The 15510-nt window shown below is 57.1% G+C and carries 16 protein-coding genes; 9 read left to right on the plus strand and 7 right to left on the minus strand.

Annotated elements, in window-relative coordinates:
* Positions 1-57 precede the first annotated feature (57 nt).
* Positions 58-1023: a glucokinase gene (gene glk / locus CKF42_RS15300; RefSeq protein WP_009088878.1), complete on the plus strand. Its 966-nt coding sequence runs from the start codon at positions 58-60 to the stop codon at positions 1021-1023.
* Positions 1024-1146: 123 nt separating this feature from the next.
* Here glk and CKF42_RS15305 read toward each other — a convergent pair whose 3' ends face one another.
* Both CKF42_RS15305 and CKF42_RS15310 read right to left on the minus strand, forming a co-directional pair.
* Positions 1147-1875: a LytTR family DNA-binding domain-containing protein gene (locus CKF42_RS15305; RefSeq protein WP_111208564.1), complete on the minus strand. Its 729-nt coding sequence runs from the start codon at positions 1873-1875 to the stop codon at positions 1147-1149.
* Complete coding sequence (locus CKF42_RS15310; protein WP_111208565.1) at positions 1872-3542, minus strand: sensor histidine kinase; 1671 nt, start codon at positions 3540-3542, stop codon at positions 1872-1874. Before CKF42_RS15310 ends, CKF42_RS15305 begins: the two co-directional genes overlap by 4 nt.
* A 278-nt stretch (positions 3543-3820) precedes the next feature.
* On the opposite strand from CKF42_RS15310, the gene CKF42_RS15315 reads away from it, so the two are divergent.
* Positions 3821-4345 (plus strand): GNAT family N-acetyltransferase, encoded by a 525-nt coding sequence (locus tag CKF42_RS15315; RefSeq protein ID WP_111208575.1) that lies wholly within the window; start codon positions 3821-3823, stop codon positions 4343-4345.
* Positions 4346-4462: 117 nt separating this feature from the next.
* Complete coding sequence (alaC, locus tag CKF42_RS15320; RefSeq protein WP_009088884.1) at positions 4463-5698, plus strand: alanine transaminase; 1236 nt, start codon at positions 4463-4465, stop codon at positions 5696-5698.
* Positions 5699-5749: 51 nt separating this feature from the next.
* Here alaC and ypdK read toward each other — a convergent pair whose 3' ends face one another.
* The 3 genes from ypdK to CKF42_RS15335 all read right to left on the minus strand — a co-directional run bounded on the left by ypdK (position 5750) and on the right by CKF42_RS15335 (position 8643).
* Positions 5750-5824: a membrane protein YpdK gene (ypdK, locus tag CKF42_RS15325; RefSeq protein WP_099257831.1), complete on the minus strand. Its 75-nt coding sequence runs from the start codon at positions 5822-5824 to the stop codon at positions 5750-5752.
* 201 nt (positions 5825-6025) lie between these two features.
* Positions 6026-7042, minus strand: coding sequence for an HlyD family secretion protein (locus tag CKF42_RS15330; RefSeq protein ID WP_111208566.1), 1017 nt, complete (start codon positions 7040-7042; stop codon positions 6026-6028).
* Between the two features lie 2 nt (positions 7043-7044).
* Positions 7045-8643, minus strand: a complete 1599-nt coding sequence (locus CKF42_RS15335; RefSeq protein WP_111208567.1) for an MFS transporter — start codon at positions 8641-8643, stop codon at positions 7045-7047.
* 149 nt (positions 8644-8792) lie between these two features.
* Between CKF42_RS15335 and CKF42_RS15340 the strand changes: the two genes are divergently transcribed.
* From CKF42_RS15340 to CKF42_RS15360, 5 genes are all read left to right on the plus strand, one after another.
* Complete coding sequence (locus CKF42_RS15340; RefSeq protein WP_009088889.1) at positions 8793-9578, plus strand: IclR family transcriptional regulator; 786 nt, start codon at positions 8793-8795, stop codon at positions 9576-9578.
* A gap of 7 nt (positions 9579-9585) precedes the next feature.
* Entirely contained in the window at positions 9586-10038 is a 453-nt protein-coding gene (locus CKF42_RS15345; protein ID WP_009088890.1) for a universal stress protein, read from the plus strand.
* 9 nt (positions 10039-10047) lie between these two features.
* Positions 10048-10854, plus strand: a complete 807-nt coding sequence (locus CKF42_RS15350; protein ID WP_009088891.1) for a hypothetical protein — start codon at positions 10048-10050, stop codon at positions 10852-10854.
* A gap of 266 nt (positions 10855-11120) precedes the next feature.
* A complete protein-coding gene (locus CKF42_RS15355; protein ID WP_009088892.1) occupies positions 11121-11402 on the plus strand; it encodes a lipoprotein in 282 nt (93 codons plus the stop codon).
* A 510-nt stretch (positions 11403-11912) separates the two neighbouring features.
* Entirely contained in the window at positions 11913-12788 is an 876-nt protein-coding gene (locus tag CKF42_RS15360; RefSeq protein WP_009088893.1) for an SMP-30/gluconolactonase/LRE family protein, read from the plus strand.
* A 35-nt stretch (positions 12789-12823) separates the two neighbouring features.
* Here the strand turns inward: CKF42_RS15360 and CKF42_RS15365 are convergent, their stop codons facing one another.
* On the minus strand, positions 12824-14050 hold the full coding sequence (locus CKF42_RS15365; protein ID WP_033736497.1) for an OFA family MFS transporter: 1227 nt from the start codon (positions 14048-14050) through the stop codon (positions 12824-12826).
* A gap of 285 nt (positions 14051-14335) precedes the next feature.
* Here CKF42_RS15365 and CKF42_RS15370 point away from each other — a divergent pair, with 285 nt between their 5' ends.
* Entirely contained in the window at positions 14336-14569 is a 234-nt protein-coding gene (locus CKF42_RS15370) for a hypothetical protein (RefSeq protein WP_058958160.1), read from the plus strand.
* A 36-nt stretch (positions 14570-14605) separates the two neighbouring features.
* On the opposite strand, the gene CKF42_RS15375 is transcribed toward CKF42_RS15370, so the two are convergent.
* Entirely contained in the window at positions 14606-15505 is a 900-nt protein-coding gene (locus CKF42_RS15375) for a DMT family transporter (protein WP_009088897.1), read from the minus strand.
* Positions 15506-15510 lie beyond the last annotated feature (5 nt).

Genomic DNA, 15510 nt, shown 5'->3' on the forward strand with positions numbered 1-15510 from the left:
GGGCAGAATTTTATAGTGTCCTCCAACTCTTAAGACCCCAAGCGGAGCAACAGAAGAATGACAACCTATGCCTTGGTCGGCGATGTCGGCGGGACTAACGCGCGCCTCGCCCTGTGTGAGGTGGAAAGCGGCAGCATCTCCCAGGCCAAAACATTCTCAACATCAGACTACGACAGCCTCGAAGCTGTCATCCGCCACTATCTTGATGAACAACAGCAGGATGTTAAAGATGGCTGTATTGCCATTGCCTGCCCGATTACCGATGACTGGGTTGAAATGACCAACCATGACTGGGCGTTTTCGACGCGCAAGCTCAAAGAGAACATCGGTTTTGAACACCTGGAAATCATTAACGACTTCACGGCAGTCTCAATGGCGATCCCGATGCTGACCGCTGACAACGTGATTCAGTTCGGCGGAACTGAACCGGTAAAAGATAAACCTATCGCGATTTATGGTGCCGGAACCGGGTTAGGCGTCAGCCATCTGGTGCATGTGGACAAGCGCTGGGTAAGCCTGCCGGGCGAGGGCGGCCATGTCGATCTGGCGGCCAACAGCGAAGAAGAAGATCAGATTCTGGAAGTGCTGCGCGAAGAGCTCGGCCATGTTTCCGCCGAGCGCGTGCTGTCGGGTGCCGGTCTGGTTAACCTCTATCGCGCGATTGTTAAAGTGGACAAGCGCGTGCCGGAGAACCTGAAGCCGAAAGATGTCAGCCAGCGTGCGCTGGATGACAGCTGCACCGACTGCCGTCGTGCGCTGTCGATGTTCTGCGTCATCATGGGCCGTTTTGGCGGCAATCTGGCGCTGAATCTCGGCACCTTCGGGGGCGTTTACATCGCAGGGGGCATCGTGCCTCGCTTCCTGGAGTTCTTTAAGGCGTCCGGGTTCCGCGCTGCCTTCGAAGACAAAGGGCGTTTCCGCGACTATGTGGCCAGCATTCCGGTCTATATGATTACGCACGATCAGCCTGGCCTGCTGGGCGCGGGCGCGCATCTGCGTCAGACCCTGGGTCGCGAAATCTGATCCGGCTTCCGCTCGTGCACGGCATCTGACTGTGCGCGAGCGGGTTCCCGGCTTGATCGGGGCGGACCCGGGCACGCCTTACCCGCTTTACGACTCCCTTCCCGGACACGCTTTTCCCCGGCATCAGAGCCGCATTAACTGTCGAAACAGCTTGACCTTGCTGCGACTGACTGGCACCTGAAACTCCAGATCGCGCAGTTTCAGCAGATAGGTATTGTTAAACCAGGGTTCGATTTCGCGAATTTTGTTCAGGCTGACGCAGTAAGAGCGATGGCAGCGGAAAAACTGCTGCTCCGGCAGGCGGGAACAGAACTCGGTAATGTTCATCGACATCACATAGGATTCACGCCGGGTGTAGACGAACGTCAGCTTCTCATGTGCCTCAACGTAGTAAATATCATTCACGTCCGTGACGATGATGCGCTCATCTTTGACCAGATTGACCGTCTGCGGGGCGGGTGTGGCACTGAGGTGGCTGACCGCCTGCTGCGCCTGTGCCGCGGCTTCAAGCTTGTTCAGCATGGTGACAATCCGTGATTCCTGATAGGGCTTGAGAATGTAGTCAAACGCCTCCAGCTCAAACGCCTCCACCGCATGCTCTTTCCAGGCGGTAATAAAGACAATCAGCGGCTTGTGGGCAAACTGATGGATGTTCTGCGCCAGCAGCATGCCATCCAGTGAAGGAATGTTGATGTCGAGAAAGATCACATCCACCCGATGCTGTTGCAGATACTTCAGCACGTCGAGGCCATCATCAAAGCAGGCTTCAATTTCGATTTTGCTGTGATGCTGGATCATCCAGCTCAGCTCCTGCTGCGCCAGGAATTCATCTTCCACAATAATGGCTTTCATAACAGATTCTCCGCCAGCCGCTGGCCGTTTTTACTGAGCGTAAAAGAGATTTCCGTGCCCGGCTCATGCCGCACAATGCACAATCCCTGACCCGACAGCAGTTTCACCCGGTGATGCACGTTGAGCAGGCCGATTTTATTGCCGGGCATGTCGTTGCGCGCCACCCGGGCCATCACCTCCTGGCTGATCCCCTTGCCGGTATCCCGCACTGAAATCCGCACCTGGTCGCCCTGATCCCGCACGCTCAGCGTCACTACGCCTTTGCCTTTACAGGGCTGGATACCGTGCACAATGGCATTCTCCACCAGCGGCTGAATCAGCAGGCTGGGCAGCAGAAAGTGCAGATCTTCATCGACGTCATAAATCATCGTCAGCTTGTCGCCAAACCGCGCCTGCTCTATGGCGATGTAATCTTTGACCTGCCACAGCTCTTTGCGGATGTCGATCAGCTCATCGTCGTTCAGCTCCAGGTTGTAGCGCAGATAGCGCGACAGGTTAATCACCAGCTGGCGGGCGGTATCGGGATTGAGCCGGATGGAGGAGGAGATCGCGTTCAGGGCATTAAACAGAAAATGGGGATTTATTTTGCTTTGCAGCGCGCGCAGTTCCGCTTTATTGGCCATTTCGCGCAGCTGCTCGGCGCGCGACACCTCCAGCTGCGTAGAGATAATCTGTGACAGACCGATCGCCATCTCTTTCAGCGAGCCGGTAATACGATGCGCACGACGGTAGTAGATTTTCAGCGTGCCGGTGACCTTACCCTTTTCCCACAGCGGAATCACAATCATAGAGTGAATGTCTTTGGTGCGATGGGCTTCATCATTGTTTTTGATAATAATTTTACCGCTGGCGATCGACTGCGCGGTGGTAGGACTGATACCGTCATCCCCGTGCTGATAATTATGTTCGCCATAGCCAACATAGGCCAGAATCTGCTTTTTATCGGTCATCGCCACCGCATCGGCTTTGATTTCCCGCCGGATAATGTCACAGATGTTGCGCAGTGAGTCGCTGTTAACCTGACGAAACAGCGGCAGCGTTTTATTGGCGATCTCCAGCGCCAGCTTGGCCTGACGCGCGGCAATCGCCTCTTTTTCCCCTTCAACGCTCTGCACCAGCAACACAATCAGGCCGATGCTGGAGGCGCCGAGGATCATCGGCAGGGCGATTTCGGACACTATCGCCAGGCCGAGCGATGTGGGGCGCGCCCACAACACAATCAGCACCATCGTCAGGGCTTCACACAGCATCCCGCCGACGATACCGGCACGCCAGCGATGCTCTTTCAGGACCCGCCGGTTAATGCCACCCGCCACAACACCGGCAATGATGCTGGTAATCAGACAGGGAACAGAGGTCACGCCGTGGATATCGATCAGAAAACGGTGCAGGCCGGCGATGATGCCGGTGGCGATACCGACCCAGGGACCAAACAGGATGCCGCCCGCCATCACGGCGATCACCCGCACGTTCAGCAGCGACCCATCCACATTGACCCCCGACCAGGTGCTGAACAGGGCAAACAGGGAGAAGATCGCGGTGACCGCTATCTTCTCTGCGCGGGTGTGTTCATCTTTCTGCAGCAGCTGACGAAACGGACGGGTGCGCGTCAGGAAAAACAGGCAGATCAGCATCAGGGCGGCGCGGTCAAAAACGGCCAGCAACATCGTGAAGTGGGAGGGCACAGGCGGCTCGTCGGCAAGGGAAAGTGACCCTATGATAAAAAATGTGATCGCGAACCGCCAGCCTCATGGTAAATCGTGCCGGGCATTCCTGCTGCAGGTCAATTTTTAAGGGGATGCAGCTAAAAGAGGAAAGCCTGAGCGCAATAAAGGGGAACAGTTTTCCCGCCGGTTAACGCTGGTCGCTGGAAGGCCGTTTTGCTATGTTGCGCGCTAACGCGTGCCAGCGATCGCCGGTAAACCGCATCACCCGGGAGCAGCAGATGCAACTTGTCACCACCCGTTTAACCCTCACCCGACTACAGCCAGAAGACTGGCAGCTGTTTCGCGCCGTCCATGAAGATCGCGACACCATGGCCTGGGTGAGTGAAATCCCTGATGAGGCGGATATCCGCCAGCGTTTCACGTCGCGTCTGGCCCCCTGGCAGCCCGGGAGCTTTCATATGCTCTGTCTGGTTGCGCGGCGGCGGGATAACGGGGAGCCGATTGGCCTGTTTGGCTGCAGCCCGGAGTGGGAGCCGCATCGGCAGGCAGAAGTGGGCTACATGCTGCTGCATCGCTACTGCGGTCAGGGATATGGCAGCGAGGCGCTGGCGGCCCTGTGCCAGTTTTTACTGGAGGCTGATTTCCATAAACTTAAGGCGCTGGTGGTGGAAGGTAACTGGGCCTCGCGCCGTATTCTGGAGAAGAACGGTTTTCAGCTAGAGGGGACGCTGCGGGATAATTATCTGCTGAACGGCTGTTGGGTGAACGACTGGCTGCTGGGACGACTGAATCCGCAGCAATAAAAATATTTTCTGCCATGCTCGACAAAATGATCCTCACCACGTTATGTTCATAACGGGTCACCGCAGTGACCCGCGTCGCTCGGACGGTCCGGGCGCTTACGTAATCCAGAGGACACTATGGCTGATAACAGCACACCCCGTCGTTTCTCGCGTATTGAACGTTTACCCCCTTACGTTTTTAATATTACCGCTGAACTGAAGATGGCTGCGCGCCGGCGCGGCGAAGATATCATCGACTTTTCAATGGGCAATCCCGATGGTCCGACCCCACCGCACATCGTCGAAAAGCTCTGCCAGGTGGCACAGCGTGATGACACCCACGGTTACTCGACTTCCCGCGGCATTCCGCGCCTGCGCCGGGCCATTTCCCGCTGGTACGCCGATCGCTATCAGGTTGAAATCGATCCGGAATCGGAGGCGATTGTCACTATCGGTTCTAAAGAGGGGCTGGCGCATCTGATGCTGGCAACGCTGGACCACGGCGACACCGTGCTGGTGCCGAACCCCAGCTATCCGATTCATATCTACGGCGCGGTGATTGCGGGTGCGCAGGTGCGCTCAGTGCCGCTGGTGGCGGGCGTTGACTTCTTCAACGAGCTGGAACGCGCCATCCGCGAAAGTTATCCCAAGCCAAAAATGATGATCCTCGGCTTCCCGTCCAACCCCACCGCCCAGTGTGTGGAACTCGACTTTTTCGAACGGGTCATTGCGCTGGCAAAACAGTACAACGTGCTGGTGATCCACGATCTGGCCTACGCCGACATCGTCTACGACGGCTGGAAAGCGCCGTCAATCATGCAGGTGCCGGGGGCGCGTGATGTCGCCGTGGAATTCTTTACCCTGTCGAAAAGCTACAACATGGCGGGCTGGCGCATCGGTTTCATGGTGGGCAACAAAGAGCTGGTTGCCGCACTGGCGCGTATCAAAAGCTACCACGACTACGGCACGTTTACACCGCTCCAGGTGGCGGCGATTGCTGCGCTCGAGGGCGATCAGCAGTGCGTGCGCGACATCGCCGAACAGTACAAACGCCGTCGCGATGTGCTGGTGAAAGGTCTGCATGAAGCGGGCTGGATGGTGGAGAATCCGAAAGCGTCCATGTACGTCTGGGCAAAAATCCCGGACCACTATGCGCATCTGGGATCGCTGGAATTTGCCAAACATCTGCTGCAGGAGGCAAAAGTCTGTGTCTCGCCCGGTATCGGATTTGGCGACTACGGTGATACGCACGTGCGTTTTGCGCTGATTGAAAACAGCGATCGCATACGTCAGGCGGTGCGGGGGATAAAAGCGATGTTTCGTGCCGACGGCGTGTTGCCGGGCAGCATGAAACTGCAGGAAGAAGAACGCTGACAGCCAGCAAGGGCGACGTTAACGTCGCCCTCTGGCGGCACTGTCACGCCGTTACTTCAGCAGCAGAACGAAAGTTCCGAACCAAAGTAATGCGAAAAAAGAAATTCCCATCAAGGCATATTTCACAAAGCAACTCCTCTGAGCGGTTACGATGATGGCGATCCCAAACCAGTGCAACGCGAACAGATGTGGAAAAGAGAGCGCCATAAGCGGCAGGGTCTTCTCTTGTCCGGGTCGATCTGAATAACTCAGAACAGGATCGAGCGCTAATTTACGCGTAATCCTGCCCAAATGAAATAGGTCCGTTCTGAGATATTGCTCACAATATTACGGTACGTCGATGTCCGGGATCGCAGACATGCCGACACGCAACTGGGCCAGATTGGGTTGGTCACTATCCAGCACAATTTTGACCGGCAAACGCTGAACCACTTTAGTGTAGTTGCCGGTAGCGTTATCGGGAGAGATAGCGGAAAAAGTTGCGCCGGTTGCCGGTGCAATGCTGTCCACATGGCCGGTGAACGTCCTGCCAGGCAGGGCATCTACCCGGATCTGCACCCGCTGACCGGGACGCACATCGCTGAGCTGCGTCTCAAGATAGTTCGCGGTCACGTAGGTTTGCTGCAGCGGGACCACCGCCAGCAGGCGGGTTCCGGCGGAGACATAGGCGCCTGTCCGCACCGCACGCTGACCGACCATGCCGTCCACCGGGGCGACAATACGCGTGTAGGAGAGATTCAGCCGGGCCTGATCGACGCTGGCCTTCGCGGCAGCCACATCCGCTTCCGCCGACCGCACCGCTGCCTGGAGTACCCCCACCTGTTTAACGGCTGACGCCAGCGCGGCCTGACTCTGGTGAACCGCCGCCAGGGCTGAGCGCTGAGTTGAGCTCGCTTTTTGCTGATCGTCGGCTGCGACGGTGCCGCTCTTGTAGAGGCGGTTGTAGCGTTCCGCGCTCTGACCGGCATACTGTGCTGACGCCTGACTGGCCGCTACGCTGGCTTTTTGTTGATCGATCACGGACTGCTGCTGTTCAAGCTGCGCCTGACTGCTGAGCAGCTTCGCCTGGCTCACCTGCAGGTCAGCGGTGGCGCTCTCCAGCGCCACGCGATAGTCACGATCGTCCAGCGTGGCCAGCAGCTGGCCTGCTTTAACCTGCTGATTATCCTGTACCTGCACGCTGCTGATATAGCCTGAGACTTTCGGCGCCACCAGCGTGTAATCGGCATTGATGTAAGCATCGTTGGTGCGGTGATCGTTGCCGTTCATCAGTGACCAGACGACAAAGGCCATGACCAGCAAAATCAGCAGCAGCAGAGTTCTTTTCATTTCAAAAGCACGCATATTCAGTTATTCCGGGAAGGGGGTTGAATCAGAGTCTGCGGCGGCCAGACCCGTTTTGGCAGGATGGCGGTCAGCACCAGCAGGCAGGCGGCAAAGCCTGTCAGCATCAGCCAGCTGTCGCTCAGGCCCAGCACCGTTGCCTGATGCCGCACCAGGGTGGCGAATCCACTCAGATTCGCGCTGGTACTGATGCTGCCGTCAGGCAACAGCGGCAGGCTGCTGCTGGCCTGAGCGGCGGTCGGTGCGGTCATCAGCCAGCTGCGGCTGGCCGCCTGGTCGATCAGCACGCTGGAGTGAAATTGCTCGCGGTGAGTCAGGAATACTTCAACCAGTGTGGAGGCTGCGATGCTGGAAAAGCCGCGCACCGTATTAAACATCGCCGAGGCAAAGGGGCCTTCGGGTGGCGCCACGACGCTGGTGGCGCTCATCAGAATCGGCAGAATGATCATGGGTTGTCCGAACGCCTGCAGGATCTGCAGCAGCCAGAAATTCTGTCGCGCCCAGTCGCTGGTGATCTGTGTGCCCAGCAGACAGGCAACCACCAGCAGGCCGACGCCCGCCGTCAGCATCCAGCGGCAGTCGACCCGGCAAATATTCAGCAGGGCGGCAATCAGCGGCGCGATCAGCAACTGCGGCAGGCCGACCGTCAGCGCCAGCGGGGCAAACTCCAGGGTGCGAAATCCGCTGACCTGAGCAAAATAGGCGGAAGGCAGGGCAGAACCTGACAGTCCCAGGATCAGCACGCAGGCCAGGCCCAGCAAGCCATGCGCCAGATTGGGCCGCCGGAGCATCTGCAGCTTAAACAGCGGCAGCGGGTGAAACCACTCGTTAATCAGAAAGACCAGCAGCAGCGGCAGAGCCGTCAGCAGCATCCCGGTAATCAGCGGCGAATTGAGCCAGTCGAGTCGCTCCCCCTGGGTCAACACCAGCACCAGCAGCGCCACCCCACTGCAGCCGGTCACCATGCCGAACAGATCGATCTGCTGAAAGCGTTCGGGACGCAGTGGGTCCTGCGGGATCCCGCGGCTGATCAGCAGCATGGCAATCAGCATGCCGGGCACCACCTGCCAGAAGACCATCATCCAGCTGACGTGATCGGTCCACAACGCGGCGAGCGAGGCCGCCATGTTGGGACCGAACGTGGCGGTCAGGGCATAACCTGCCAGGCCAAAGAGTTTAAACGGGGGCGGCAGAAAGCGCAGGGCGACCGTCATCAGCATCGGCGGTAATGCGCCGCCAAAAAGTCCCTGCAGAACGCGCAGGCTGATAAACAGCGTTGGGTCAGGCACCAGCGGCAGCAGAATGCCGGTCAGCATAAATCCCGCTGACACGCCGAGCGTGAAGCGTCGCAGCGACAGCGTGACGGCAAACCAGGGCGCAATCATCATGGCAGCGACTTCGGCCGCCTGATAACCGGAAATAATCCAGCTACCCTGATCGACACTGATACCGATTGCGGCACGAATATCGGCCAGCGCAATATCACTGACGCGATCGTTCAGTCCGGAGGTCAGGGCGGCGATCAGGACACCGACTAAACCCAGCGCCAGACGCAGCGTAAAAGGGTGGGGGGCCGGCACAGCGGCGGACCTGGCGTTCATAGCAGGCGATCTCGTTTTTATGATGCAGTGTATTGCGATGTGATACAGCCGGTAATATTACATCCCGGTATGCTGTATTGCAATGTGGTACAGGCTGTAAAAAGTGCGGCAATCGGGTTACAGTAAGGCAGCTCAAACAGGACGACGCTATGGCACATCACCCCTCCAGCCGCGAGGATGAAAAAACGGGCGGTATACAGGTCATCGCCCGTGCGGCAAAAATTCTTAATGCGCTGGGCCAGCAGCCGGGCGGCATGAGCCTCGGCGAGATCGCGCAGGCGGTCGAACTGCCGCGTTCAACGGTGCAGCGCATTGTCGCCGCGCTCGACAGCGCAGAGCTGGTGCGCAGCAGCGGGGCGGGCGGACTGCGGCTGGGGCCGGCACTGCTGAAACTCATCTCCAGCGTCCATACCGATGTCGTAGACCTGGTCAGCCCGCTGCTGGAAAAACTCTCCTCCGATACCAACGAAACCGTCTCACTGGCACGCGCCAGCGGCAGCCAGCTGGCGATTGTTCATCACGTGGTGGCATCACGTGAGCTTCGTGTCGTTCCGCATATGGGGCTTAATCTGCCGCTTTACAGCACATCCGGGGGGCGGGCACTGCTGGCGCTCGAGTGTGACAAAGATGTGCGAACCATTGTCGGCGATGACTGGCAGGAGTTAACGGATATGACCGTGAAAACCCTGCCGCAGCTGCTGCAGCTGCTCGGGGAGGTTCGCGAAACCGGCATTGCCGTGGATCGGGGCGAAACGCTGGAAGGGGTCTCTACCATGGCGTTTGCGCTGGATACGCTGTTTGGTCGTTTTTCTGTCTCTTTGCTGGTGCCCTCTGCACGTTTTCTGCGACACGAAGCCCGCTTTCGTGACGAGATGCTGAAGTGTAAAGAGGCACTGGTACGTGAAATCGGCAAAGTTGCCGCGATAGAAGGATAAGCATCTGATGAAAACCCTGCTGATGGCCATTGATCACTCTCCGGTAGCGGAGAAAGTGGTCGCCTTAACCATTGAAGAAGCGCTGGCACATCGTGCGGAAGTGGTGGTGCTGTGCTGTATAGATCCTGCCTACTCCGCCTGCAATCAGCCGATGGAAATCGACGCAGGTGAAGATCCGGCCGATTTTGTGGCCGCGCAGGATGAGCAGAACACTGCGGAGCTGGTGGTGCGCCATGCGCTGGCACCGCTGCTGCGCGCCGGCATTACGGCCCGAGGCATGATTCTGGCCGGTGACGCGGCAGAGTCTATCGTTGCCCAGTCGCAGCAGCTCAAGGCCAGCATGATCATTATGGGGCGTCGCCATCTCTCCTCTTTTAACCGGTTATTGAAAGGCTCCGTCAGCGCGTCGGTCATTGAACGTGCGCACTGTCCGGTGCTGATCGATGTGCGTAAGGATTAATCCCGCCGCATGAATGGGCTGCTTTTTATTACGCTGGCGGCGTTTGCGCTGCTGGCGCTGATCATTATTGTTCTGATCAAAACGACCCGGCTGCGTTTGTGGCAGGGGCTGGTTCTCTTTCTGCTGCCGCTGATACTGGCGAATCTGGTCTGGTTCAGCTGGGTCGCCCCGCATCGGTTGCAGGCCAGCCAGCATGAGCAGGCGGTGAAGCAGCTGGCAACAATGCCGGGCTACCGGGTGCTGCAGACGCAGGAACCGGCGCTGTGGCTGCTGCTGACCCAGGAGCTGACCCGCCGCATCCGGGCCGGAGAACCGGCTGAGCAGGCGACGGGCGAACTGCGCGGCTGGCTGATCGAGGTGATTAATCAGCGGCTGATGCGCGGAACGGATCAGGCGGTTGTTAACTATATCCGCGTCTCAGTCGAAGAGATGAAGGCGCTGAACAGACTCGATCCGGGCCTCTGCTTCCGTTATCTCTATCCGCAGGTGAGCGGAGGCATCAATTTGCTGACCACGCTGCCACCTTCCCTGAACCGCAAGGAGGCGGATGCGATGGAACAGCTGCTGCTGAACAGTCCTCCGCCCGATCAGCCACTGGATAAGCCGCTGGCACAGGCGGATCTGCAGAACATCGTCGGTCGCCTCTATCAGCAGTGGGGCGAAAAGCTGCAGCAGCTGAATATGCCTGCCGACACGGCGGTAGACCGTTCATCGCTGTGTGCCATGTCTATCGATCTCTACAGTGCCATTCTGGCATTACCTGACAAGCGCGCTGCTAATCTGTTACGTAGAATGATTGCCCTGACCGGTCAGTAACGGATGGCCGGAAGCGGGCAAAAAAAAGCCCGCTAAGCGCGGGCAGGGAAGAGAGGAACAGATTCTTATTTTTGGCATTTCCTGGTGTGGTGCAGTCTTTCGTTGGGCCTGACTGCATCCTGTCATGTCTGGTACGATAGCGATAGCCGTTTAATCGTATCGCATTAATTGGCAAAATCTTCTAAGGTTTCGATTTTTCGCGCATTAATCCTATGGATGCGTGACAGGCCGCGTCATACACTGCGCGGCAAAGTGAGGACAACGAAATGAAAAAATTAATTACCGGCGCACTGGCGCTTATTCTGCTGAGTGGATGTACCTCCAGCAAACCCGGGGCATTTGAACGTGTTGACGAAGATCCCAGCTCAAATACCGTTCAGTATCGGTTTGACCCGCTGAAGGTCAATCGTGATGCGATGGATATTGACCTGGCGAATTACTGCAGCAACAAAGGATTTGATAAAGTGGAGGCGCTGCCGGCACAGGAAAGTCATATTCCGGGGCTGAAGAAAGCGTGGTTCCAGTGTAATTACGCCATAAAAAGCTAAATAAAAAAGGGCGGGATAATTATCCCGCCCTGACGATTTTATATTTTTATTTTATGCTGTGTGACATCTTTGCCCGTTAATGGCGATGGTGACCGCCATGATACCCTCCGTGATGATCTCCGTAATAGCCTCCGTGATACCCGCCACCTCCATGGTGCCAGCCGTTGTCGTGCCTCGGGCTGATGATACAACCGCTTAATAAGGTCATCAGCGTTACCACCGAAGCGACTTTAATTAATCTCTTCATCGGAAGCGTCTCCTCTTTTCCAATGACTATGACATTACGACGGAAAAGTGGAGTGAGAATGCAGGCTTTGTAGAGTTATTTAAACAGATATGACGGAATATTTCAGCGCGTTCTTTTCTGCGGCGGCTGAAAATAAAGAAATCAGAATGGGCTGAATAATAAACACTATCAGAGAGAATCTTCTTAAAATCAAGCGAAAATAATTCTCATCTGACCGTTTTTATCACTACATTATTAGCAGGTCAGTTTAACGGGAGAAAAACATGGCACATGAAGTAAGACATATTCTGGCATTACAGGCTGAGCTGGGCGAATGTCCGCTCTGGTCAGTGGAAGAACAGGTGTTGTGGAGTGTTGATATTCTGGCACCGGCGATTCACCGTTTCGACCCGGCCAGCGGTGAACTGCAGACTTTTCCGCAGGCGGAAGAGGTAGGCTGCATTGGTCTGCGCGAGCAGGGTGGACTGATCGCCGCCTTGCGTAATGGTGTCTGGCTGCTGGACGCACAGGGCCGGCCTGAAAAAAAGATTGCCGAAAATCCGGGTGACGCGCCGTTAAGCCGGTTCAATGATGGACGCGTCGATCCCTGGGGCAATTTCTGGTGTGGCAGCCTGTGGGAGCCGCAGGATAAAAATGGCGGCCTGCTTTGCCGCGTCACGCCCGACCTGACGCTGGAGGTGAAAGCGCGCGACATCAAAATCTCTAACGGGCTGGCTTTCTCCCCCGATCGGCGCTGGATGTATCACAGTGACACGCCGAACGAGACCCTCTATCGCTATCCTTTAGATGAGCAGGGTGAACCGGGCGAGCGTACGGTATTCCGGCGCTTCGATGCGAAGGGGGGACTACCGGATGGTGCTGCGGTGGATAGCGAAGGGTTTTACTGGTCAGCCCAGTTCGATGGCGGACGTGTGGTGCGTATCGACCCGCAGAGCAGTGAAATCGTCGATGAGATCCTGCTGCCGGTGAAGTGGCCAACCATGGTGGCCTTTGGCGGCGCCGACCTTAAAACGCTGTTTATCACCAGCTCACGGGAAGATCGAACGGAGGAGGAGCTGGCGCGCTATCCCCTGTCGGGCGATCTCTTTGCTGTGGACGTGGCCGTGGCGGGTGTGGCAGAGCCGCGTTTCCGCGGCTGAGGATGATTGGGCCGTGGCAACACGGCCCGACAGGATCAGTGGCGCTGCAATACCGGTGCTGGCGCAACCGTACGCTGTGGCAGACGGATAGTGAGTGACAGGAACAGGGAGATGACCAGCAGCGTCATAATCAGGCTGAATGTCACCGTGAAACCGCCAAACAGTGAGGCAACCAGTGAGCCCAGTACGCTGCCGATGCCAAAGCCGAGATAGAGCAGGCCATAGTTTTTGGTCAGGTTATTAAGGCCGAAGAAGTCACTGACCAGCGAAGGAAATACCGTGATGGTTCCGCCAAAGCTGAAGGCCACACAGGCGAGTGACAGGAAGAAAGTGCTCTCATTCATCCGGGTGAAAAGCAGCACGCTCATCCCGATCAGCGACACGATCTGCGCCAGCGAAATCACCCGGATGCGCATCATCCGGTCGGACAGCACGCCCAGCACCAGACGGCCGCTCAGGTTAGCGATGGCGATCACGGTGACGGCACTGGCGGCAGTCTGGGTGGTCAGATGCACCAGGCCTTCACCGATGTCTTTAGCCACCCCGATAACATAGAGACCACTCATGCAGGCGGTCAGGAACATCAGCGCCAGCATCCAGTACTGCGGCATACGCACCGATTGTGCCAGCGTATAATCACGCGCCTGTTGCTGACCTCGCTGGCTGCTGCTGTTTTCCTGCAGAGGCGCATCGCGCATCAGCAAAGCCCCCAGGATAATCATCGACATGGCCAGCACGCCCCAGATCATAAAGGTCTGCTCCAGACCCACCGAGGCCAGCAGAGCGCCGCAGATGAACTTGAATCCAAGACTGCCCAGGCCATATGCGCCAATGGCACAGGCAGAGATCATCCCTTTGCGCTCCGGGAACCACTTCACGCAGTTTGACAGCGTCATCAGGTAACCCGCCCCATCGGCCAGACCCACCAGCAACCCGGCGCTGAAATAGAGCATCATCAGGTTATCAGCCTGCGCGGTCAGCCAGAAGCCGACCGCCATTAGCACACCGGCTCCGATCGTGACGCGGCGTACGCCAAAACGTTCCTGTAATTTACCGGCCAGTGACGAGGCAATTGCCAGCCCCAGACTCAGCAGGCCAAACGAAAAAGCCACCTGACTGATCGGTGCATTCAGCTTGTGGGAGAGCTGGCCGTTGAAAAGACTCCATGTGTAGACTGACCCCAGCGCGAACTGAGTGATTACGGTGCCGAACAATGTAAGCCAGCGGGAACGCTGGTATGAAGCCTGCTGCGTCTGGTTCATCATTTATCTCTCCCGTCCGGGAATCTGGAAACTGCGGTCAGAATAAAGCAGTAACGCGCGCGCAGGCGTAGCAAACGCATGAACGGAACGGATCAGGGAATGAAATGCCATCCAGCGGGTATGAATGGCATTGTGCACTCTCTTTGAGGTCGCGCTGAAGGTAACCAAAGCGGCAACCTGATGAGTAAGCGTAATGAGCGGTAAGATAATGTTTCACACTGCTGTTTCTGTAAGCAGGTTTCTGGATCTTTTGCCAGGATAGGGGTTCACTCAACAGGAGGAAATATGAAAGACCGGACATATGAATCCACTACCAGTGAAGACGAAGTCTGCTGCATCATCGGTCAGGCCGTGGTTGAACTCAGTACAGAACAGCAGCCTGTGACGAAATCGACGCTGGCACTCAAGCTGCTGTCGATGGCTGACCGTGACAGTGACGATGAGCGTGTTCTGCTCTACTGGATTGCGCGCAAAGCGATCAATCAGCCGCAGCAACTCCTCCCGCAGTCGTGGGCATAACAGCCAGCCCATGCGGGCACTACGCCCGCATCTCTGTCAGACGGTCGCCCGGCTAACGCTGAGCGGCCAGCGGGCAAACATCACGACATTGCCCAGCAAAATCATGACAAGGCCAGGGATGGCACTGGCGTGCCACTCATATCCCTCATAGCGGGTTGACAGTGCCAGCGCGACCAGCGGAAACAGCACCGTCGTGTAGGCCGCCCGGCTGGCACCGATGCGACCCACCAGCGTAAAGTACGCACCAAACCCCATCACCGATCCCACAATCGCCAGATAGCTTACCGCGCCTGTCCATTGCGCGTTCCACGTCGGCTGCAGGGATACCCCCTGAAGCAGTGAAACCAGCGCCATCATTAACGCGCCGTACAACATGCCATAGCTGTTGGTGGTCAGCACGTCACGATGCAGACGCTGATGCCGCTGACTGATCATATTGCCGAATGAGAATCCCAGCGTGCCCAGCGCACTTAATCCAATGCCCCATAGCAGGCCCGCAGAGGTCTCTGTGTTGCGCAGATCGTGCCAGAACAGCGCCACAATGCCTGCCATCCCCAGTACCATAGCCGGGAGCAGTCGCGCGGAAGGGCGCTGACGGAAAAATATCCAGCTGTTAATGGCGTTATAGATCACCGCCATGGAGAAGATGACCGACTCCAGACCACTGCTGATATATCCCGAAGCGTAATAGAAACAGACAAAATTGAAGCCAAACACGCAGCAGCCCTGCAGCAGGCAGAAGAGATGATCGCGCAGGGTCAGTTTATCCAGCCGCTTTATCAGCTTAAGCAGAAGCAGCATCACCACCGAGGCCAGTAAAAAACGCCAGAAAACCGCGACGGTGACCGCGCTGGCACCCGCAGACTGTTGCGCATAAATCGCAATCCAGGTTGTGCCCCAGATCACCACCACAGAAAGATATAAAAACAGGTTCATGGCCT

Origin of the sequence: Pantoea sp. ARC270 (assembly GCF_003236725.1) — a bacterium.
GTDB classification, from domain to species: Bacteria; Pseudomonadota; Gammaproteobacteria; order Enterobacterales; family Enterobacteriaceae; genus Pantoea; species Pantoea anthophila.

Bases quoted from the DNA above. Each gene is read 5' to 3' on its own strand.
- glk (WP_009088878.1), top strand. From the start codon at position 58: ATGACAACCTATGCCTTGGTCGGCGATGTCGGCGGGACTAACGCGCGC.
- CKF42_RS15305 (WP_111208564.1), bottom strand. From the start codon at position 1,875: ATGAAAGCCATTATTGTGGAAGATGAATTCCTGGCGCAGCAGGAGCTG.
- CKF42_RS15310 (WP_111208565.1), bottom strand. From the start codon at position 3,542: ATGTTGCTGGCCGTTTTTGACCGCGCCGCCCTGATGCTGATCTGCCTG.
- CKF42_RS15315 (WP_111208575.1), top strand. From the start codon at position 3,821: ATGCAACTTGTCACCACCCGTTTAACCCTCACCCGACTACAGCCAGAA.
- alaC (WP_009088884.1), top strand. From the start codon at position 4,463: ATGGCTGATAACAGCACACCCCGTCGTTTCTCGCGTATTGAACGTTTA.
- CKF42_RS15330 (WP_111208566.1), bottom strand. From the start codon at position 7,042: ATGCGTGCTTTTGAAATGAAAAGAACTCTGCTGCTGCTGATTTTGCTG.
- CKF42_RS15335 (WP_111208567.1), bottom strand. From the start codon at position 8,643: ATGAACGCCAGGTCCGCCGCTGTGCCGGCCCCCCACCCTTTTACGCTG.
- CKF42_RS15340 (WP_009088889.1), top strand. From the start codon at position 8,793: ATGGCACATCACCCCTCCAGCCGCGAGGATGAAAAAACGGGCGGTATA.
- CKF42_RS15345 (WP_009088890.1), top strand. From the start codon at position 9,586: ATGAAAACCCTGCTGATGGCCATTGATCACTCTCCGGTAGCGGAGAAA.
- CKF42_RS15350 (WP_009088891.1), top strand. From the start codon at position 10,048: ATGAATGGGCTGCTTTTTATTACGCTGGCGGCGTTTGCGCTGCTGGCG.
- CKF42_RS15355 (WP_009088892.1), top strand. From the start codon at position 11,121: ATGAAAAAATTAATTACCGGCGCACTGGCGCTTATTCTGCTGAGTGGA.
- CKF42_RS15360 (WP_009088893.1), top strand. From the start codon at position 11,913: ATGGCACATGAAGTAAGACATATTCTGGCATTACAGGCTGAGCTGGGC.
- CKF42_RS15365 (WP_033736497.1), bottom strand. From the start codon at position 14,050: ATGAACCAGACGCAGCAGGCTTCATACCAGCGTTCCCGCTGGCTTACA.
- CKF42_RS15370 (WP_058958160.1), top strand. From the start codon at position 14,336: ATGAAAGACCGGACATATGAATCCACTACCAGTGAAGACGAAGTCTGC.
- CKF42_RS15375 (WP_009088897.1), bottom strand. From the start codon at position 15,505: ATGAACCTGTTTTTATATCTTTCTGTGGTGGTGATCTGGGGCACAACC.